The organism is Sporosarcina psychrophila, from assembly GCF_001590685.1.
GTDB lineage: Bacteria > Bacillota > Bacilli > Bacillales_A > Planococcaceae > Sporosarcina > Sporosarcina psychrophila.
Genome location: NZ_CP014616.1, coordinates 772,397 through 793,079 on the forward strand (window position 1 = coordinate 772,397; position 20,683 = coordinate 793,079).

Consider the following 20,683-nt stretch of genomic DNA (forward strand, 5'->3'; position numbering starts at 1 on the left):
ATCTCTATTCCAATTATATCGTTAGAGAGATATAAATGAATTATTCAATGTGATTCAGCATCCTAAGCCCGTTTAAAATGACAAGGATAGTGCTACCTTCGTGGCCGATAACGCCAAGCGGCAGATCAACGACTTGCAGGAAGTTTGAAACAATTAACACCAAAATGATTGAAATGGAGAACAAGACATTCTGTTTCACAATCCGCTGCATTTTACGAGATAACTTGATGGTATAAGAGATACGTCTCAAGTCATTTTGCATTAGAACGATATCGGCTGTTTCAAGTGCAACATCGGTACCTTCACCCATTGCGATACCTGATGTTGCGGTAGCAAGTGCAGGTGCATCATTGATCCCGTCACCGACCATACCTACGTTTTTGTAGTCGATCAGGAGGCGTTTCAAATGATTGACTTTCATTTCCGGCAGACATTCTGCAACGTATGAATCGAGTCCGGCCTGTTTCGCAATAGCGGCAGCAGTTTTTTCATTATCACCTGTTAACATGATTGTTAAAATACCTGATTTTTTCAATTGTGTGATGGCCTCGATGGCCTCGGGGCGCAACGAATCTCTTAGTGCTGCCGCAGCGATAATACCTTTAGCATCTTTCATGAAGATAATTGTTTTACCTTCATCGGCAAGAGAGAGGGCGACGCCTTGCTGAAATTCCTCTGTCAATTCTTTGCCGACAAAACGTGGATTTCCAACGAGAAATTCTTGTGTATCAATAATTGCCCGGATACCGTGGCCAGGTACATCTTTAATGTGAAGATTTCGGTCCAAGGTTATTCCTTTATTGACCGCATATTTTGTAATCGCGACAGCAAGTGGATGATTCGATTGGGATTCAATACTTGCAAGCATCGTTAGTGTTGCATCTGGATCTGCGCCATCACGTACATAGAAGTCTGTGACAATTGGTTTACCGTTCGTTAAAGTACCGGTTTTATCAAAAGCAATCGCTTTAAGTGAACCCAAATGCTCTAGATGGACACCACCTTTGAATAGAACGCCTTTCTTTGCTCCGTTAGAGACCGCGGCAAGTGTCGCTGGCATAATAGATGCGACTAGCGCACACGGAGATGCAACGACGAGCAGGACGATTGCCCGATAGAGCGTAGTCATCCAATCCCATCCAAACAAATAATGAGGCACAACCATCATGATTAGTACCATGATGATAACGGCTTTTACATACGTTCCTTCAAATCGTTCTATAAATTGCTGTGAAGGTGATTTCTCGCTTTGGGCACTTTGAACAAGTGTAATGATTTTTTGGAAAAGTGTTTCAGAACTAGGCTTTGTCATTTTTATTTGGATAGCACCGCTTAAATTGACTGTACCGGCGAATAGTTCGTCGCCGATTTCTTTTGTGACGGGAATGGATTCTCCATTAACGGCAGACATATCGATGGAAGAAACACCAAAAGTGATATTCCCGTCGACCGGAACCCTTTCACCTGGTTTGACGAGTAGAATGGATCCGACCATTAGGGAAGAGGTCGCCACTTTAATAGCAGTACCATCTTCTTGAAGGAGCCACGCCTCTTCAGGCTGTAATTCCATAAGTGCGGAGATTTCCTTATGGCTTTTATTTAGCGTGTAGCTTTCAAGCGCACCACTGAGTGCAAAGATGAAAATAAGGACCGCTCCCTCCGCCCAGTATCCAATAAATGCAGCACCGATTGCTGCGAACACCATTAGCATCTCGACATTCAGTTCCTTGTCATTAATCGTATCTTCAATACCTTCCTTCGCTTTGGCGAATCCACCTATAATAAAGGCGGTGATATAGAGGGGGACAGAAAGGGTTTCCAATCCGTACTTACCACTTATCCAAGCTGTAAGAATTAGTGCACCTGATAGAATCGCAGCAATCAATTCAAGATGTGCTGGCCATGTTATAGCTTCTTTTGGCTGTTGTTCAGTGAGAGTAGTCACAGTTATTACCTCCTAATTGATAATGATAGTCAATTTCAAATGGCTCATTAAAGTATGAAAGTCGGTTCCCATTGATGGGAACCGACTAATGTTTATAGATGATAATTGATATCAGTTGATAATTATTATTGTTGATAAACATAGTATATCCAACTGGAAAAGAAATAGATACTATTTTGTATTGGAGGTTGGGATGAGGGAGTTAGTAGTTAGTGAGGCTTACCGCAGATTATTCTAGTTCTGTCGTCCAGTTCAGTGGATTGTTCATAGAGTTTTTAGACTGTCGTATAGATTTCCGCAAGTTCGCTCTACTTCACGGACTATTAACCAACGTCTAATTAAAAAAAGGCATCTTATGCCGGGATTACTCCGACATTAAGATGCCTTACTCAATTAGCTAAAAACTTTTTCTTTAAACTGAGACAGTTTTTCAAGCGAAGACTTGTCGACATCAGCATGCAAGCTGTTGCCGTGCGAGTCCATAGTCACAACTGCGGTGAAATCTTTAACGCGCAGATGCCACATTGCTTCAGGAATACCGAATTGAAGAAGGTCGACACCCTCGACTGCTTTAATACAGTCGGCATAATATTGCGCAGCACCACCAATTGCATTTAAGTAGACGCCGCCATGTTCTTCTAAAGCCGCCAACGTTTTCGGACCCATACCGCCTTTACCGATAACAGCACGCACTCCGAATTTTTTCATGATGTCGCCTTGATATGGTTCTTCACGGGCTGATGTTGTGGGTCCCGCAGCTTTGATTTCATAACTGCCATCTTCATTTTTCATCACAACCGGGCCACAATGATAAATGATTTGTCCATCAAGATCGATAGGTGAGTCATTTTCTGATAAGTATTTATGGATCGCATCACGACCTGTATACATCATTCCGCTGATTTTAACAACATCGCCGACATTTAAATCACGGATCTGTTCTTCTGAAATTGGGGCCATGAGCTCGACAGTACGTGCAGTTTGTTTCGCTTCATCTTGATTATTATCATCTTGTGCGAAAGCAATTTTTTCTCCATCATTGTAATGCCAGTTCGTAATATTACCAGATCCAGCATCGATATCCACAGCCATTCGGCGGTATGCCCAACAGTTATATGCTACAGAAACATAGAAGCTTGCAGGGATCCGGTGCATGACGCCAATTTTACAACCGAGGAGGGTAACCTCGCCACCGAAGCCCATTGTACCGATGCCGAGTTTGTTTGCTGATTCCAGGACATATTCTTCAAGGTCAGCAAGTTTCGGATTCGGATTTAGGTCGTCTACTTCGCGGAAAAGTTGGTCTTTCGCAAGTTCGTAGCCCGAAGCGCGGTCTCCGCCGATTCCGACGCCAATGAAACCCGCAGAACACCCTTGCCCTTGGGCTTGATAAACAGAGTGTAAAATACATTTACGGATGCCATCAAGATCGCGTCCAGCACGACCAAGTCCGTCGAGTTCTGCAGGTAGGCTATATTGAATGTTTTTATTCTCACAGCCGCCGCCTTTTAGAATCAGTTTCACTTCGATATGATCTTGTTCCCATTGTTCAAATTTCACAACGGGGACACCTGTACCAAGATTATCTCCGCTATTATCACCCGTCAGTGAGTCGACAGAGTTTGGACGGAGTTTAGTGTCTTTTGTGGCTTGTACAATTGCGCGCTTAACAGCGGCCTTGATTTCAATTTGGTTGACTCCGACTGGTGTTTTGATTTTAAATGTTGGCATGCCGGTATCCTGGCAGATTGGCGACATTTTTTCATCAGCCATATTGATGTTTTTTGTAATCGTCTCAAGACTCATTGCTGCTCGTGTACCGGCATCTTCTAGCTCTTTTGCTGCAAGGATTTTTCGACGCACATCTTTTGGAAGATTCGTGGAAGTTTCGCAGATGAGATCATACATGCTTTTTTCAAGTTGTTCTATGTACATTCTCGATTTCCCCCTGTAGTTATAGCCTGTTACTTATCTAATTTGATTTTTTCCATCTGTTCTTCAAGGTCGTCTAGCAAACTTATTAGCTGATCGATTTCCTGAAGGTCAGCTGTTTCTGGTTCAATTGTATCCAGCGTTTCAAGAAATTGATGAAGCCTAGTTTTTAATCCTTCAACATGTCCGTTATTTTGTGCTTTGTCCAATCCGTACACCTCTTTTCATTAGTATAATCGTAAACGAAAAAACGGAATTTATCAATGAAGGGGAATAGAACCTTTTCAAGTAGTTGAATATTCCTTTTAACATAATCTTTACAATACATAATCTATGTGCTATGATTCATTTAATCAAACGAAAGGGAGGATGACGGTAAGGGTAAACACAACGGAAACCAAGGAGGTTGAGAACTTTAATTAAAAAAAAGAAAGCTCAACAATGTAGGTATCGTTATACCCAAATTTAGTCCTGTGGAGGTGGAGTCTCAAAAAAATACAGACAGCGTTAGTGATTGCTTGAATGTAAATGTGAGAAGTAAACATAAAATTATAGAAAGGTAGCGAGAACAGGTTAAAGACGAAGTGAAAGAATTTAAGAAGGAGGGGATTCGTAAGTGTCCGCTGGCAGTGTGCCAGGAGACTAATACGACTTATGCAGATGGAAAGTGAAGGTTCAATTCATACGTAAAGGCTCAGCCGTAATCTGACAAACAGATATGGACTGGGCCTTTATATTTTTTTGCGTAATCACCGTTTTCATGTGCTAAAATTATACAATGATCTTTAAAGCAGGGAGCGGTTATTCATGGATACTTTTTCACAACAAGAGAAGCGCCGTTTTTGGATACTTGTTATTATTGTCTCGATTTCTGGATTTTCACAAGGCATGCTGTTGCCGCTTATTTCGGCCATCTTCGAAAAGGATGGCATTTCGAGTTCAATGAATGGTTTGAATGCTACGGGTTTATACATAGGAACGTTACTTGTTTCACCGTTTATGGAGGCGCCGCTCCGGCGTTTTGGCTATAAGCCAATTATTGTTGGGGGCGGGATGCTTGTTTTTATATCGTTACTGCTGTTCCCATTATGGAAAAGCGTCGTGTTTTGGTACGTACTTAGGTTGTTTATTGGCATCGGGGACCATGCACTTCATTTTTCAACTCAAACATGGATTACTAGTTTTTCACCGCAACAAAGATTGGGTCGCAATATTGCGATTTATGGTTTGTCATTCGGCGTCGGATTTGCGGCGGGTCCCTTATTCGCGCCACTTGTCAATGTGTTTGAAGGCTTACCGTTCATTGTATCGGGATTACTGTGCATGCTTGCATGGTCGCTAGTCTTCATGCTGAAAAATGACTTCCCGGATATTATGAAAGGAAAGTCCGATAATGAACGACTTTCCGCACGTTTTAAAGGAACGATGGCTGTTGCTTGGCTTGCTTTTCTAGGGCCATTTGGATACGGTTTTCTTGAGTCAACACTTAACGCGATGTATCCGGTATATGCGCTCAGAAATGGCATTGAATTTACATCTGTAACAATTATTCTAGCCACATTTTCTGTAGGAGGGATTATTTCTCAGTTACCTCTTGGTATGCTATCCGATAAGATAGGAAGAAGACCTGTCTTTCTTGCTGCACTCGGAGGTGGATCAATCTCGTTTTTCATCGCAAGTACTATGGAAACATCTATAACTGCTGTTATAGTTATGTTTTTCGTTGCTGGACTTTTTTCAGGTTCTATTTTTTCACTTGGTATTTCGTACATGTCCGATTTGACACCGAAGCACCTGTTACCGACGGGGAACTTGTTATGCGGAATTTTCTTTAGCTTAGGCAGTTTGACAGGTCCATTTCTGGGTGGTCTCTTCCTAGAGTTTGATGCCGGGTTTAGTTTCCTACTGCTGATTTCATTGTTTTTGGCTGTGTTGTTCGTTGTTTCTTTTATTGGGAAACTGAAGCAACGCCCGATTGCAGCATAAGAAAAAGCGTCCAATAATGGACGCTTTTTCTAAGCTTAGGAAACTATAAAATCACGTACTGTGGATAAGCTGCGTTCCTTAACAGGCGCTTGCGCTTTTGTTCTTGTCTAGCAGGCGCCTTACGCATTTCGTATTACCTCAAAATCGAGTTGACGTTTTCGTATTCCAAAACAAGATCGTCAAGCGTTTGGAAAGTATAACCTGCTTTCTTGGCGTCTTGGATAAAGGAAGGTAAAGCTTGTGCGTTATCAGGCGAAACTGTGTGCATTAGAATGACGGCGCCGGGATGTAGCTGTTTCATTAGTTCACCATAAGCAAAGTCACGACCTTTGGGTTTATCGGCGTACCAGTCAATGAATGCGACTGACCAGAAAATATGCCTGTATCCGAGTTCGTTGCCTTTGGCGAGGACTTTGTCATTGAATACGCCTTCAGGAGGCCTAGTGTAGTATGTCCGTTCGAGTCCGGTTACTTCATTCAACAGCTTGTCGAATTTAGTCCATTCTTCTTCCATTCTCTGTTCGGATAGATTGGCCAAGTTCGGGTGTCCATACGTATGGTTGCCGATTCCATGGCCTTCCGCAATCATCCGTTTGACGAGGGGGAGAGCACTTTTTAAGTAATGTCCCGTGAGAAAGAATGTCGCCGGAGCGTCCTCTTTTTTCAATGTATCTAAAATACTTTCCGTATAGCCGTTTTCATAGCCGTTATCGAACGTCAAATAGACAATTTTTTCGTCAGGCTTTCCTTTATAAATGGCCCCATGTTTATCGAGCATTGAATCAAGTGCAGCGCCAGCACTAGGCTGGATCCCCCCTGTAGCTTTCTTGAAGCCCCAATGAAATTCATCTGCCTTAGCTGAAAATGGATTAAAAACAAATCCTACCATTACAATGAAAGTTGCTAATAAAATACCTGGTCCATGTTTTTTTATCATCAAAAACGCACCTTTCCTTTTAGGGTAGGATGCGCAGATGAAGCCGAACTATACGTCTTTATTGTACAAATCATTTAGTGCAGACTCTAGCGTCGGAAAATGAAATTTAAAACCGTTGTTCAGTAGTTTTTCGGGTAAGACATGCTGACCTTCTAGAACGAGTGCGCTTTTTTTACCAAGCACTATTTTCATTATGAATGAAGGAACTGGTATCCAGTGTGGTCTATGTAACACTGAACCGATTGTTTTACCGAAGTACTTCATTCGTTTGGGAAAGGGTGATGTGACGTTTACGGGTCCGTAAACTTGTGGATTGCTGAGTGTAAAAGCAATTGCATGTGCGACATCTTCTATATGCACCCAAGATACCCACTGATTGCCCGTGCCGACTGGTCCGCCCGAAAATAATTTGTACGGCAGTACCATAAGTGGCAATGCTCCGCCGTCTATTCCGAGTATGACCCCGAATCTCATAAATACGACGCGTATACCCTCAGATTCGACTGATACTGCTTTCTTTTCCCAGTCTGTTACAGTCTGACCGAGAAAGTCGTCCGCATAATCGAGTGATTCTTCCGTGTAAACATTATCTTCCGATGCGGGATAAATGCCAATTGCGCTAGCGTTTACAAGTACAGCCGGTTTTGTTTGCAAAGCGGAGATGATTCGCAGTAATTCATCGGTTGCTTCCATTCGACTTGCATAGATTTGTTTGCGATGTTCAGCGGTCCAACGCCCCTCGTTGATGGATACGCCGGCAAGGTTGACGAAGGCATCAGCTGAAATAATTTCATTTTCCGGATAGGTATCTTCCTGAAGCCATTTAACGTATTTTATATTGCCATCAATCTTACTATCTTTTCTGGATAAAATGATGATTTCATGGCCTTCAATCAATAAAGTATCCGTTAATTTCTGTCCGACAAAACCTGATCCACCTGCAATGACGATTTTCATTTTCCGACACCCCCATTAGGATTCTATACCCTATATTGAAACCAATTAAGCTGAAGCACAAGGACGGAACATGTATACTAAAAAGAAAGCAAGGGAGGCGTGTTAAAAGTGCCTGTTATTACTAAAATATCACAACAGAAAAAAGATCTCGAACGATACAATATTTTCCTAGATGAAAAGTATGCATATAGTGTCCACGAATCGGTGCTTGTCAAATTCGGTTTAACGAAAGGGATGGCCCTTGAAGACTGGTCGATTGACGAGATGGTCTATGAAGATGAGATCCGGAAAGCATTCAACCGAGCACTCCATTATCTTGGATTCAGAATGCGCAGTGAGTTTGAAGTGAAGAAAAAACTTTTGGAATTGGGATATGGGGAAGCAATTGTACTAGAAGCACTCGTGAAGTTGAAAAGCCTTGGGTTTCTAAATGATGAAACCTATTCAGATGCACTTCTTCAAACACGGAAAGATTCATCTGGTCAAGGTCCCAAAGCAATTCAGCAAGAGATGCATAAAAGAGGGATAGGGAAGGAATTACAGATTAAAGTGCTTGAATCTTATTCGGAAGATGAACAGCTTAAAATCGCAACGAAACTTGCAGAGAAGACAGCGAATTCAAACCGCTCTGTAGCCCCAGCTCAATTAAAACAAAAAATCCAAAATGCATTGCTTCGAAAAGGGTATTCCTTCGACCTTATTAAACAAGCACTTGCGAATATTAATTTTGAGCGCGAAGAAGATGAATGGACATCCATCGCCGATTCAATAGGAGAGAAAGCATGGCGTCGCTATAGCTCGAAATTTAGTGGACGGACCTTGAACGACAAAGTAAAACAGGCGATGTATCAAAAGGGTATCCCGTTTGAGCGAATTGATCATTTCATTGATAAAAAGGAGAATGAAGAAGATGGAGATTGAAAAAAAATATAGTGCAATGACAGAACATGAATTACGTACAGAAATCGGAAGACTGCGTGAAAAAGCGCGCAAAGCCGAACAATTGGGCATTCTTAATGAGTATGCGGTGTACCAACGCAAAATGGTTATGGCACAATCTTATCTAGTTGACCCAAGTACAATTGTGCCTGGTGAAATGTATCGAATTGACGGGGACGAAGGAATGTTTTTTCAAGTCGACTACTTAAAAGGACGTTTTGCCTGGGGTTACAGACTCGGGGGCGAACGTGCGGATGAGGCGTTGCCGATTGCCATGCTAAAATCAGTAAAAGAAGGTAAATAAGAAAAGCGAAAGGCGCCGTTTAGCCCCGACAAGTAGGAGGGATGCAGTTCAATCCCTCCCTGCTGGAAGTCTTGATGATAAAGGCGTACTTTGCCTTTTCAGCGAGACTGAAGCGACTCGAGGGGCTGGCGTCTGGAGTCTAGACATCAATCCATATAGAGAAACTTGTATTTACTTACCTTCGTCTCATGAGTTAGGTGCAAAGTTGAGTTTTTTGCGTAACTTATCCTCGGAGAAAATCCATCCTGTATATGAATTGATGACGTTCAGTTCCTTGTCAATATGTGCAACAGCAACAAATGGGTAATAGCCTTTGCTACGGTAACGAAGATCGATTAAGCGTACTTCACAGATGTCATCGATGTAGGTAATAGACCATCTGTAAATGGGTGAAAATGATGTGAAAGCTTTAATGTTTTTATCGCCCATTGCCACATCAATTTCAGGGGATTTTGGCATAGGTTCCCGTTTAAAGCGATCGTAAATATTAACAGATCTACCGTAAGCACGTCCAACATAGTGGCACTCTTTTGATGAAGCAGCTATTCTCCATTGGAAAAAGCGCATTGTCGGTGCGATAATAATTTCCGTCGCATCGGGGACGGTATAAAAGACGGCTTTTTTAACGGCCGATTTGACCGCAAATCGCAATAAATAATAAAAGAATATTATTACGTATGTCGTCAAAATCGTATAGACCGGATTTACCCCCATTGCCCAAATAATTAGCGCGATGGCGTGTAATATGAAAATAATTGGATCGAATGTGTTAATGACTCCGATGGCGACCCACTTGTTGGAAAACGGCCGTAATGCCTGCGTTCCATAGGAATTGAAGATGTCGACAAAGACATGTAGAAAGACGGCTAAAAAGGTCCAAGCCCATACATGTAAGAAGTTGGCTTCTGGGACGAAAAGAGACATAAGTATTGTAATAAGTAGCGGCCATAATAATACCGCGGGAATTGAATGTGTAATCCCTCTGTGATGCCGTATGTAGACAGCGTTATTTCTCAATTTTAATACGGTATCGATATCTGGGATAAGTGAGCCGACGATAACACTTGCAACGACGGCACCCATTGTCGCACTATCAGTTAAAACGACAGGATCTGCCAGAGCGAGGCCGCCAAGTGCGACACCCATAACAATATGTGTTCCAGTATCCAAATTATCACTCCTTTTACCTAAACAGTCGTGCCAAGCATGGGATTGACTTTTTTAATCACACCTCGGAGTGATTACGCCCAGATTTTGAATTGAGCTTGTTCCACTACCTACAAAATCTGTGACATCCGGGCCAACGAGGAGGAATTGCAGTTCATTCCTCCCTGTAGATTCGTTCGTATTCATCTCGCCACATAATAGAGTGGGAGACTTCTTTAGCTGAGGCTTCGCTTTCAGTACAAAAAGATTTGCTGAATGAAAGCTAGAAGCCATATACATATCAATACCCGTTTGTGCTCAATGATAAGCATATGCGATAAGGAGGAAATGATGCAAATAATAGTGAAGAAAGACGAATTCCGCGAAGCGCTTCTTTCCTGGTATCGTCGTGAAAAAAGAGATCTGCCTTGGAGAAGAACATCGAATCCATATTACATTTGGGTCTCCGAAGTGATGCTGCAACAAACGAGGGTTGATACCGTTATACCTTATTATGAACGGTTTATCGCAAGTTTTCCGACGATGGAAGCACTCGCGGGGGCGGAAGAAAACGATTTATTGAAAATGTGGGAAGGTCTTGGTTATTATTCGCGGGCAAGGAACTTACAAGCAGGAGTGAGGGAAGTTGTGTCGGATTATGGCGGAGAGGTTCCTTCCAATAGAACGGAGATTTCCACATTGAAAGGCGTTGGCCCGTACACTGCTGGAGCGGTTCTCAGTATCGCTTACGGGGTTCCTGAGCATGCCGTAGATGGGAATGTTATGCGTGTCATATCGAGATTGCTTCTTATAGAAGAAGATATTGCGATTCCGCGTACAAAAAAGATTTTTGAAACGGTAGTCATGGATTTAATAGACCAAGAAGATCCTTCCTCTTTTAATCAAGGACTGATGGAGCTTGGCGCGACAATTTGTACCCCAAAACCGAAATGCCTTCTATGTCCGGTTCGAGACTTTTGTTTAGCTTTCCAAGAAGGCAGGCAAGAGGAGTTACCCGTGAAAACGAAGAAAACGAAAATGAAAATTATACCTGTTGCATCATTTGCAATTCAAAATAGTGAAGGTGAGTGGTTAATGCGGCAACGACCTTCGAAAGGGCTACTTGCAAGTTTGTGGGAGTTTCCAATGGTCGAGCCAGCGGATGATAAAACACCACAAAAAATGGCTCATGAACATTTCGGTATCGAACTAGTGGGGATAGTTGATATACTAATTTTCAAACATATCTTTTCCCATTTGACATGGGAGATGAAAAGCTTCGGGGCACGGATTGAAAAGACTGATATAATCCCTGATGGTTACCAGTTTTTCTCGCAGGAAGAAGTGGAAGCGCTGCCGAAACCAGTGCCGGTTTTAAAAATTTGGGATGAAATTAAACGAGGAGGACTAAAATGATGGCTGAAAATAAAGTAGCAATGGTGACAGGAAGTTCAAGAGGATTAGGAAAAGCACTTGCGATTGAACTCGCAAAACAAGGTTATGATATTGTAGTGAATTATGCACGAAGCCGTTCTGCAGCTGAAGAAACAGTGAAAGAAATCGAGGCACTTGGCAGGAGAGCAATTATGATCCGTGCAAATGTCGGTGATGTTAAAAAACTTCGTACGATGTTTGAACAAGTAAAAGAGGAATTTGGCCGTTTAGACGTATTTGTTTCAAACGCAGCATCGGGTGTTTTGCGTCCAATTATGGAACTCGAAGAAACACATTGGGATTGGACGATGAATATCAATGCGAAAGCAATGCTATTTGGCGCACAAGAAGCGGCAAGACTTATGGACAAAGGCGGAAAAATCCTTGGAGTTAGCTCACTTGGATCTATTCGATATCTTGACAACTACACGACAGTAGGCGTTTCGAAAGCGGCAATTGAATCGTTGACTCGCTACCTGGCTGTCGAGCTTGCGCCACTAGGAATTGCTGTTAATACTGTTTCGGGCGGCGCGCTTGATACCGAAGCACTAAAACATTTCCCTAATCGTGATGAATTGCTAGAAGATGCGCGTATTAATACGCCAGCGGGTCGCATGGTTGAAATTGAAGACATGGTGAAAGCGGCGATGTTCCTGATCTCGGCTGATTCGGATATGATTCGTGGACAGACGATTATTGTCGACGGCGGACGTTCGATTTTACTGTAAAAAATTCCAATTGAATAAAAAATGTCTCCTTGCACATGATAGTTGTACGGAGGTGAAAATCCATTGACCAAAAATAACCCGAATCAAACTGATGCGAACCAAGTACGAAAACAGAACCAAGCATCACAACAACAAAACCGAAATGCAATGAATGAGGAGTTTGCTTCTGAAACTGATGTAAATCAGGTTAAGAAACAAAACCAACAATCAATGCAAAAAATGCACAACCAAAAACAAAATCAAAATGCGATGACTGAGGAGTTTGGTTCCGAAACTGATGTAAATCAAGTTAGGAAACAAAACCAACAATCCGAAGCAAACAAAACCAATGCTTCTGGACAGCGCTCGAATCAGTTCGAGAACGGTTCGAAATAAGTAAATGGATACCGCCGGCCGGCAGGAGCTTTACGCTTCTGCCGGTTTTTTATGGATACAAATGACGTCATGAATGGAAATAAAAGTTGAAAGGTTTCAAATAGTACCGTTCTGTTGGTATAATGATGAGATAATAATGGCTTCGAAATTTTCCGGCAACCAAAAGGTGGGTTAATCATGACGATTGCTAAAGAAGGAGAAACGATACAAGTACATAGTTATAAACATAATGGTAAAATCCATCGGGTTTGGCAGGAAACTGTAGTATTGAAAGGAACGCGTAATATTGTCATCGGTGCAAATGAAAGGACGCTTGTAACAGAGTCGGACGGACGCACATGGTTGACACGCGAGCCTTCCATTTGCTATTTTCACGCTGAGCATTGGTTCAATATCATTTGCATGTTAAGAGAAGATGGTGTTTATTATTACATTAACATGAGCTCACCTTTCGTTTATGATAACAAATCATTGAAGTATATTGATTATGACCTTGACGTAAAAGTGTTCCCGGATATGAGTTATATGATTCTTGACGAGGATGAATATGCTGAACACAGGAAACAAATGGGCTATCCTGATGTCATCGATCAGATATTACAAAAGAACCTGGATACCTTGCTAGGGTGGATTAAGCAGCGGAGGGGACCATTTGCTTCCGACTTCATTGAAGTATGGACTTCCAGATATGAATTCTACAAACAGGTCAAGAAAAGTAAGTGAAAAGCCTGATTGCAATTGCAAGGATGCAGTCGTTGCGACAGGATATAGCAACCTTAGACTGCCTTCCTTTTTCACTTATGCCTGTCGCGAAAGATTGCGACAGGCATTTTTAACTCGGGTCGGAAGCTAGACTCCAGGCGCCAGCCCCTCGAGTCGCTTCAGTCTTGCCGAAAAGGCAAAGATCGCCTTTATCATCAAGTCTTTCGGGAGGGATTGAACTGCATCCCTCCAACTTGTCGGGGCTAAACGGCGCCTTACGCTTTTCTTAGTAGGAGGTACAAAGATGGGTGACAGTATAAAACGCTATATGAAGTTTGTTAAGCCATACAACTGGTTAATAATATTGACGATACTTATTGGAATTGTAAAATTCGCAATTCCTTTATTCATTCCATTGCTGATGAAAATTGTAATTGATGACATTATCGGATCGGATACACTTACTAAAGCAGAGATGACGCGCCAATTATTTTATTGGCTTGGTGGGACAGTTCTTGTGTTCTTTATCATCCGCCCTCCAGTTGAGTATTACCGGCAATATTATGCCCAGTATGTGAGCAATAAGATTTTGTATGATATACGGAAAGAATTGTATTCACATCTGCAAAAATTGAGTCTTAGCTACTATTCAAATACAAGAGCTGGAGAAATCATTTCGCGCGTTATAAATGATGTGGAGCAAACGAAAAACTTTGTAATGATTGGTCTTATGAATGTTTGGCTTGACCTCGCGACAATCATCATCGCAGTTGTCATTATGCTGACAATGGATGTTCCGCTGACGCTTGTGACTCTACTTGCATTCCCTTTTTATGCGTACAGCGTCAAACACTTTTTCGGGAAACTGCGGGAGTTGACTGGGAAACGATCCCAAGCACTTGCGGATGTGCAAAGCTACCTGCATGAACGCGTTTCTGGAGTAAGTGTCATAAAAAGCTTTGCACTTGAAGATGAGGAACAACAACGTTTCGATAAGACAAATGGCAACTTCCTCGATAAAGCAATTGATCATACAAAGTGGAATGCGAAAGCATTTGCAGTTGTCAATACGATTACTGATGTTGCACCGCTTCTCGTTCTTGCGTATGCGGGCTATCAGGTTATCAATAATGATTTGTCAGTTGGAACGATGGTTGCCTTCATCGCATACATCGATCGCGTGTATAATCCATTGCGACGATTGGTCAATGCATCGACATCACTCACACAGTCATTTGCCTCTATGGACCGTGTTTTTGACTTGATGGAACAGGAGTATGATGTAACAAATAAGTCCGGTGCAACCCAACTACCTCCAATTGAAGGGGAAATTGAGTTCAACAATGTGAGCTTTACGTATGAACAGGATGGGGAAACAATCCTGGATGGTATTAATTTCACTGTGAAGCCAGGTGAAACAGTCGCGTTTGTAGGCATGAGTGGCGGAGGGAAATCAACTATCGTTGGCTTGATACCAAGATTTTATGATGTGGCGGGCGGGACTGTGCGTATTGACGGGTATGATTTGCGTGACGTCAATATAAAATCGCTTCGTGAACAGATTGGAATTGTTTTGCAAGATACTATATTGTTTAGTGATTCCGTGAAGAGTAATATTTTGATGGGGAAATCGGATGCAACAGATGAAGAAGTGATTGCTGCTGCTAAAGCGGCGAATGCACATGAGTTCATCGAAGGGCTCCCGCTCGGTTACGATACCAAAGTAGGGGAACGTGGCGTGAAGTTATCGGGTGGTCAGAAGCAACGAATTGCGATTGCACGTGTCTTCTTGAAAAATCCACCGCTCCTTATCTTAGATGAAGCGACATCCGCACTTGACCTTGAAAGTGAGGCGCTCATTCAGGAATCACTTGAACGACTTGCGCATGAAAGAACAACCCTCATTGTTGCTCACCGTTTGTCGACAATTACACATGCTGATAAGATTTTCGTCATTGATTCAGGGCAGTTAAAAGAGACGGGTACACACGAGCAATTGATGAAATTACAAGGAATTTACTATGGTTTGTTCCAAGTACAAGTACTTGGAAATTCAAAATGATATATAGTTCAAATAAAGAATCTTATTGAATGTACTGCGGCTCCAGATTAGTTATATAGGCATTCATTTTTTTAACATATATAGTTATTCTAACGTTGAAAAAATAACTTCCCATTGAACTTGACGAAAAGGGCATTGGATTTAGTTGAAACTCCTATATAATAATTAGGTCGGAGTTCGGAGCGTTTTAGCGGTTATCAGATCCATAGTGAGTGGAATCGCGATGATTTAGAATAATGGAGGGATTTTTATGAAAAAAGTAAAGTTTGGGCCATTGGCTTTGATAGTGATTGTTTCCCTTTCGTTAATACTTGGTGCGTGTACTTCATCGGGTTTGGACGATGAGAGTACGAAGGTAAATGCAAAGAAAATATTAGTTTACGGACATAGCGGGAATTCCACGTCACTAGACCCAGCCCATATGAAGGAAGGGGATTCCACCCATGTTACTGTCAATCTTTATGAGACACTCGTGAATCTGGATGAGCAGGGCACGACTGTAGTTCCAGGCTTGGCAGAAAAGTGGGATTCTAGTGAAGACGGTTTGACGTACACGTTCCAGTTGCGGAAAGATGTCAAATTCCATGACGGTACAGATTTTAATGCAGATGCAGTCATAAAAAACTTTGAGCGCTGGACTAACGGCGATGCAGAAGAGTTTCCTTTCTATAGTTCGGTATTTAATGGTTTCAAAGGGGATGACAGTCGTATTATTGAATCGGTGGCGACTGACGGCGATGATACTGTAACAATCAAGTTGAATAACCCACAAGCATCATTCTTGAAAAATCTAACGATGAGTCCGTTCTCGATTGTTAGTCCGAATGTATTTGAACAAAGCGATGAGGAATTTGAAAGCGATCCTATCGGTACGGGACCGTTCCAATACTTCGAAGGGAAACAGAATGAAGCAATCGTAGTTGTAAAATTTCAAGAGTATTGGCAAGAAAGTTTGCCGAAGCTTGAAAAAATCATCTTCAAGTCAATTCCTGATAACACTGCACGCTTGAATGCATTGATTGCAGGGGATATCGATCTAGCCGATAGTATTAATCCGGTAGATAGAATGGAAGTTGACGACGATGCCGACTTACAATTTTTTGAACGACCTTTTATGGAAAACATTTATGAAGATGCTCCTTCCATATTTGCTGCCGATTCAACACCACTTTTCGGAGCGACAAAATACATGATGAATTACTTACCACAAGTAACGGGTTTTGATGTGTTGTCGAAAGTGGAGTTCGAATTACCAGCAGAAGAAGAGTGAAAAAGCTATCCGATTGGCCGATACCCTGGTCAATCGGATAGCTTTTTTTCGGCAGTAAATGAACACATCACCTATAGTTGATAGGAAGCAGTACCAAGAGTATGCCTTTGTTATTATAAGAATATATAAAAAAGTATTGCATTTATTCTGTATAATCGTATAATTAGAACGACCTATTAATTCTGAAAATAACTAATTGATTGATTAAGAAAAAGGGTGATCTGATGGATGAGAGGAAGACTGTCCTCCAAGTAAAAGATTTACAGACGACCTTTTTTACTGATTCGGGGGAAATACCGGCTGTTGATCATATTGACTTTCACTTGAATGAAGGAGAAATCCTTGGAATTGTCGGAGAATCTGGCTGCGGGAAAAGTGTAACCTCCTTATCGATAATGGGGTTAGTGCCAAAGCCTCCTGGGAAAGTTGTCGGAGGCAAAATATTATTTGAAGATAAAGACTTGCTGACCATGAATGAAAAACAGATGCGGCGTATTCGAGGAAACGACATTGCGATGATTTTCCAAGAACCTATGACATCACTGAATCCATTGTTCTCGATTGGCAATCAAATGACAGAAGCAGTGCGGATTCACGAAAAAGGCTGGTCTAAGAAAAAGGCTGAGGGAAAAGCAGTTGAAATGTTGAAACTGGTCGGTTTGCCTCGTGCTGAGGAAATGATGAGAGACTACCCTCACCAATTATCGGGTGGAATGCGACAGCGTGTAATGATTGCGATGGCGTTGGTATGTGATCCTAAAGTACTTATAGCTGACGAACCAACCACTGCTCTAGATGTGACGATTCAAGCGCAGATATTGAAGTTAATGCGGGAATTAAATACGAGATTGAATACAGCTGTTCTACTTATAACTCACGACTTGGGTGTCGTTGCAGAAACATGCGAACGTGTCATTGTCATGTATGCTGGACAAATTATTGAAGAAGCATCCGTTAAGATGATCTTCGAAGATCCACAGCATCCTTATACAAAAGGGCTGATTCAATCCGTTCCCGACATGCGCTATAAAAAGGAGCGACTCTATTCTATCCCGGGTAGCGTGCCGAAACCCGGTTCAATCCGGCAGGGGTGCAGATTTGCAGCGAGATGTGAGTTTGCATTTGATCGTTGTCTAACAGAAAACCCTGAACTATATGAAACTTCGGATGTTCACCAGACTCGATGCTTCCTATACGACAGAGAAGGGGTGAAACAGCATGACAACAAAGCCCTTATTGAAAGTTGAAGGTTTGAAAAAGTATTTTCCAGTTAAAAAAGGAATTCTTGGCAGAACAGTCGGTTATGTCAAAGCGGTAGATGACGTATCGTTTTACGTGAATGAAGGCGAAACGCTCGGCATTGTAGGTGAATCTGGATGCGGTAAATCGACAACGGGCCGGATGCTGATGCGACTTCTTGAACCAACCGAAGGAAAAGTTGAATTTGACGGCAAAGATTTGACGTCCTTGTCTACCGGAGAAATGCGGAAAACGAGACGTGACATCCAAATGGTATTCCAAGATCCATATGCATCCCTCAATCCGCGTCACACGATTGAAAAGATATTAGAAGAGCCGCTCATTGTGCACGGCATTGATAATTCGAAAGAGCGGAAAAGGAAAGTGCGTGAATTCCTTGAAATTGTTGGACTAAGCGCATATCATGCCAAGCGCTATCCGCATCAGTTTAGTGGAGGACAGCGTCAGCGTATTGGGATTGCTCGAGCGCTAATGACAAATCCAAAACTGATAATTGCTGATGAACCTGTTTCGGCTCTCGATGTGTCGATTCAGTCTCAAGTGTTAAACCTGATGCAAGATTTGCAGAAGGAATTCAAACTCACTTATATCTTCATTGCCCACGATCTGGGAGTCGTCCGTCATATTAGTGATCGTGTCGGCGTTATGTATCTTGGAAAGATGGTAGAAATGGCGGACAGCGAGCAGCTCTATGCGAAACCGCTTCATCCCTATACGCAGGCATTATTGTCAGCGGTTCCAGTACCTGATCCAGACTTCAAGAAAGAGCAAATTCTTCTTGAAGGGGATATTCCAAACCCAGCGAATCCTCCTAGTGGCTGCACGTTTCATACGCGCTGTCCGCATAAAATGGAAATTTGCACGAAAGTTACACCAAGGCTTGTCGAGCATGATTCGGGTCATTCTGTCGCCTGTCACCTATACAGTGAGCAGGTAGACAATGATATAAAACAGTTGGAGGGGTCAATATGAGAAAAAGGAAGTTAGGTTTACTAGCACTGATGTTGCTTCTCGTTCTTTCGGCAGCGCTAGCCGCTTGTGGGTCAGATGCCGATGATGGCAAGAAGGAAGGTACTAAAAATGAAGATGGTAAAACTGAAGACACTAAAAATGTGAAAGATACATTAGTGTTTGGACGCGGTGGCGATTCAACTTCCCTCGATCCATCAAGGGTGACTGAAGGAGAATCTTTCAAAGTTACGGTTAATATTTACGAAACGCTTCTGAATTTCGGTGAGAGTGATACAGAAATTAATCCAGGGCTTGCCACTGAATGGGAGCCAAGCGAAGATGGTTTAACGTATACGTTCAAACTACGTGAAGGCGTTAAGTTCCATGATGGAACTGACTTCAATGCTGACGCGGTCGTTAAAAACTTCGAGCGTTGGGCTAATGGGGATGCAGAAAAATTCCCATATTATAACACAACATTCGGCGGTTTTAAAGGTGATGAAGGTCATGTTATTGAGTCTGTTACAGCGGACGGTGACAATACAGTGCTTATAAAATTAACACGTCCACAAGCACCATTCCTTAAAAATATTGCAATGAGCATGTTTGCAATTGCAAGTCCGACTGCATTTGAATTAGGTGACGATCAATTCGAAAGAAAACCAGTAGGTACAGGACCATTCCAGTTCGTCGAATGGAAACCGAATGAAACAATCACAATTGAAAAGTTCGATGACTACTGGGATGAAGGACTACCAAAACTTAAAAAAATCATCTTCCAGTCAATTCCCGACAACTCTGCGCGTTTGAATGCATTGATGGCTGGAAATATCGAACTTGCAGATGGCATTAATCCATCAGATGGCGAATCGATTGAAGATAATGAAAATCTTCAATTGTTTGTACGTCCGTCTTTGAACGTAGGTTATTTAGGTCTTACAGTAACACGCCCTCCTTTCGATAAAAAAGAAGTGCGTCAAGCGATTAACTATGCAATCGACAAACAATCAATTGTTGACTCATTCTTCGAAGGACGTGCAGATGTCGCGAAAAACCCGATGCCGACATCTATTTCAGGCTATAACGATGATATCGAAGGATATGAATACAATCCTGAAAAAGCGAAAGAGCTTCTAAAATCGGTAGGACTTGAAGACGGTTTTGAGATGGATCTATGGGCAATGCCGGTACCACGTCCATATATGCCAGATGGTAAAAAAGTTGCTGAAGTCATTCAGAAAAACCTAGCAGATATAGGGATTACTGCGAAGATCGTTTCACATGAATGGGCAACTTATCTTGACCTTGCAAGTAAAGGGGATGCAGATGCGTTCATGCTCGGCTGGACTGGGGATAACGGAGATGCAGATAATTTCCTATACGCTTTGCTAGATGAAGATAATATCGGTAGCAATAATTATACGTACTATAAGAATGCAAAACTCCACGACATCCTTATCGCAGCACAAACTGAAATCGATGAAGAGAAACGAAATGAATTGTACAAAGAAGCGCAGGTCATCATTCATGATGACGCTCCATGGGTACCACTTGCTCACTCAACTCCGCTTCTTGGAGGATCTAAAGATTTAACAGGTTTTGTTCCAGGCCCAATTGCCTCGGATTTACTGTCGAAAGTAGAATTCAAGTAAAAGATTGTAAGAAATGAACGGAAAGGGAGAGGTCTTTCAGATTTCTTCCTTTTCTCTTTCATTTGATGGATACATATAAGTTGATAGAAAAGTTGGAGAGGTG

Annotated in this window: 18 protein-coding genes; 12 read left to right on the top strand and 6 right to left on the bottom strand. The window is 42.1% G+C overall.

Annotation, left to right across the window (positions count from 1 at the left end; genetic code table 11):
* Positions 1-40: 40 nt before the first annotated feature.
* From AZE41_RS03625 to AZE41_RS23000, 3 genes are all read right to left on the bottom strand, one after another.
* On the bottom strand, positions 41-1,945 hold the full coding sequence (locus tag AZE41_RS03625; protein ID WP_067205780.1) for a heavy metal translocating P-type ATPase: 1,905 nt from the start codon (positions 1,943-1,945) through the stop codon (positions 41-43).
* Between the two features lie 393 nt (positions 1,946-2,338).
* Positions 2,339-3,880 (bottom strand): fumarate hydratase, encoded by a 1,542-nt coding sequence (locus AZE41_RS03630; protein ID WP_067205783.1) that lies wholly within the window; start codon positions 3,878-3,880, stop codon positions 2,339-2,341.
* Between the two features lie 29 nt (positions 3,881-3,909).
* Positions 3,910-4,086 (bottom strand): SE1561 family protein, encoded by a 177-nt coding sequence (locus AZE41_RS23000; RefSeq protein ID WP_187046647.1) that lies wholly within the window; start codon positions 4,084-4,086, stop codon positions 3,910-3,912.
* A gap of 598 nt (positions 4,087-4,684) precedes the next feature.
* Here AZE41_RS23000 and AZE41_RS03635 point away from each other — a divergent pair.
* Complete coding sequence (locus AZE41_RS03635; RefSeq protein WP_067205786.1) at positions 4,685-5,863, top strand: MFS transporter; 1,179 nt, start codon at positions 4,685-4,687, stop codon at positions 5,861-5,863.
* 133 nt (positions 5,864-5,996) lie between these two features.
* Here AZE41_RS03635 and AZE41_RS03640 read toward each other — a convergent pair whose 3' ends face one another.
* Both AZE41_RS03640 and AZE41_RS03645 read right to left on the bottom strand, forming a co-directional pair.
* Positions 5,997-6,800, bottom strand: coding sequence for a polysaccharide deacetylase family protein (locus tag AZE41_RS03640; protein ID WP_067205789.1), 804 nt, complete (start codon positions 6,798-6,800; stop codon positions 5,997-5,999).
* A gap of 48 nt (positions 6,801-6,848) precedes the next feature.
* Positions 6,849-7,757 carry a TIGR01777 family oxidoreductase gene (locus AZE41_RS03645; protein WP_067205792.1) on the bottom strand — a complete coding sequence of 303 codons (909 nt, stop codon included), beginning with the start codon at positions 7,755-7,757 and terminating at the stop codon, positions 6,849-6,851.
* 108 nt (positions 7,758-7,865) lie between these two features.
* Between AZE41_RS03645 and recX the strand changes: the two genes are divergently transcribed.
* Both recX and AZE41_RS03655 read left to right on the top strand, forming a co-directional pair.
* Positions 7,866-8,678 (top strand): recombination regulator RecX, encoded by an 813-nt coding sequence (gene recX, locus AZE41_RS03650; protein WP_067205795.1) that lies wholly within the window; start codon positions 7,866-7,868, stop codon positions 8,676-8,678.
* Positions 8,668-9,000, top strand: coding sequence for a YfhH family protein (locus tag AZE41_RS03655; protein WP_067205798.1), 333 nt, complete (start codon positions 8,668-8,670; stop codon positions 8,998-9,000). Before recX ends, AZE41_RS03655 begins: the two co-directional genes overlap by 11 nt.
* A 186-nt stretch (positions 9,001-9,186) precedes the next feature.
* On the opposite strand, the gene AZE41_RS03660 is transcribed toward AZE41_RS03655, so the two are convergent.
* Positions 9,187-10,170, bottom strand: coding sequence for a metal-dependent hydrolase (locus AZE41_RS03660; protein WP_067205800.1), 984 nt, complete (start codon positions 10,168-10,170; stop codon positions 9,187-9,189).
* 327 nt (positions 10,171-10,497) lie between these two features.
* Here AZE41_RS03660 and mutY point away from each other — a divergent pair, with 327 nt between their 5' ends.
* The 9 genes from mutY (at position 10,498) to AZE41_RS03710 (ending at position 20,580) form a co-directional block, all read left to right on the top strand.
* Positions 10,498-11,562: an A/G-specific adenine glycosylase gene (mutY, locus tag AZE41_RS03670; RefSeq protein WP_067205806.1), complete on the top strand. Its 1,065-nt coding sequence runs from the start codon at positions 10,498-10,500 to the stop codon at positions 11,560-11,562.
* On the top strand, positions 11,562-12,308 hold the full coding sequence (fabL, locus tag AZE41_RS03675; RefSeq protein ID WP_067205809.1) for an enoyl-[acyl-carrier-protein] reductase FabL: 747 nt from the start codon (positions 11,562-11,564) through the stop codon (positions 12,306-12,308). Before mutY ends, fabL begins: the two co-directional genes overlap by 1 nt.
* A gap of 63 nt (positions 12,309-12,371) precedes the next feature.
* Positions 12,372-12,683, top strand: coding sequence for a gamma-type small acid-soluble spore protein (locus tag AZE41_RS03680; RefSeq protein WP_067205811.1), 312 nt, complete (start codon positions 12,372-12,374; stop codon positions 12,681-12,683).
* A gap of 177 nt (positions 12,684-12,860) precedes the next feature.
* Positions 12,861-13,406 carry a nucleoside tri-diphosphate phosphatase gene (gene ntdP / locus AZE41_RS03685; protein WP_067205814.1) on the top strand — a complete coding sequence of 182 codons (546 nt, stop codon included), beginning with the start codon at positions 12,861-12,863 and terminating at the stop codon, positions 13,404-13,406.
* A 283-nt stretch (positions 13,407-13,689) separates the two neighbouring features.
* Positions 13,690-15,447 carry an ABC transporter ATP-binding protein gene (locus AZE41_RS03690; protein WP_067205817.1) on the top strand — a complete coding sequence of 586 codons (1,758 nt, stop codon included), beginning with the start codon at positions 13,690-13,692 and terminating at the stop codon, positions 15,445-15,447.
* A 250-nt stretch (positions 15,448-15,697) separates the two neighbouring features.
* Positions 15,698-16,717 carry an ABC transporter substrate-binding protein gene (locus tag AZE41_RS03695; protein WP_067205819.1) on the top strand — a complete coding sequence of 340 codons (1,020 nt, stop codon included), beginning with the start codon at positions 15,698-15,700 and terminating at the stop codon, positions 16,715-16,717.
* Positions 16,718-16,941: 224 nt separating this feature from the next.
* Entirely contained in the window at positions 16,942-17,964 is a 1,023-nt protein-coding gene (locus AZE41_RS03700) for an ABC transporter ATP-binding protein (protein ID WP_067205821.1), read from the top strand.
* Entirely contained in the window at positions 17,936-18,949 is a 1,014-nt protein-coding gene (locus AZE41_RS03705; protein WP_067205824.1) for an ABC transporter ATP-binding protein, read from the top strand. Before AZE41_RS03700 ends, AZE41_RS03705 begins: the two co-directional genes overlap by 29 nt.
* On the top strand, positions 18,946-20,580 hold the full coding sequence (locus AZE41_RS03710; protein ID WP_067205827.1) for an ABC transporter substrate-binding protein: 1,635 nt from the start codon (positions 18,946-18,948) through the stop codon (positions 20,578-20,580). Before AZE41_RS03705 ends, AZE41_RS03710 begins: the two co-directional genes overlap by 4 nt.
* The last annotated feature ends 103 nt before the right edge of the window (positions 20,581-20,683 follow it).

Bases quoted from the DNA above. Each gene is read 5' to 3' on its own strand.
- AZE41_RS03705 (WP_067205824.1), top strand. From the start codon at position 17,936: ATGACAACAAAGCCCTTATTGAAAGTTGAAGGTTTGAAAAAGTATTTT.
- AZE41_RS03635 (WP_067205786.1), top strand. From the start codon at position 4,685: ATGGATACTTTTTCACAACAAGAGAAGCGCCGTTTTTGGATACTTGTT.
- mutY (WP_067205806.1), top strand. From the start codon at position 10,498: ATGCAAATAATAGTGAAGAAAGACGAATTCCGCGAAGCGCTTCTTTCC.
- ntdP (WP_067205814.1), top strand. From the start codon at position 12,861: ATGACGATTGCTAAAGAAGGAGAAACGATACAAGTACATAGTTATAAA.
- AZE41_RS03655 (WP_067205798.1), top strand. From the start codon at position 8,668: ATGGAGATTGAAAAAAAATATAGTGCAATGACAGAACATGAATTACGT.
- AZE41_RS03695 (WP_067205819.1), top strand. From the start codon at position 15,698: ATGAAAAAAGTAAAGTTTGGGCCATTGGCTTTGATAGTGATTGTTTCC.
- AZE41_RS03640 (WP_067205789.1), bottom strand. From the start codon at position 6,800: ATGATAAAAAAACATGGACCAGGTATTTTATTAGCAACTTTCATTGTA.
- AZE41_RS03710 (WP_067205827.1), top strand. From the start codon at position 18,946: ATGAGAAAAAGGAAGTTAGGTTTACTAGCACTGATGTTGCTTCTCGTT.
- AZE41_RS03645 (WP_067205792.1), bottom strand. From the start codon at position 7,757: ATGAAAATCGTCATTGCAGGTGGATCAGGTTTTGTCGGACAGAAATTA.
- AZE41_RS03700 (WP_067205821.1), top strand. From the start codon at position 16,942: ATGGATGAGAGGAAGACTGTCCTCCAAGTAAAAGATTTACAGACGACC.
- fabL (WP_067205809.1), top strand. From the start codon at position 11,562: ATGGCTGAAAATAAAGTAGCAATGGTGACAGGAAGTTCAAGAGGATTA.
- AZE41_RS03690 (WP_067205817.1), top strand. From the start codon at position 13,690: ATGGGTGACAGTATAAAACGCTATATGAAGTTTGTTAAGCCATACAAC.
- AZE41_RS03630 (WP_067205783.1), bottom strand. From the start codon at position 3,880: ATGTACATAGAACAACTTGAAAAAAGCATGTATGATCTCATCTGCGAA.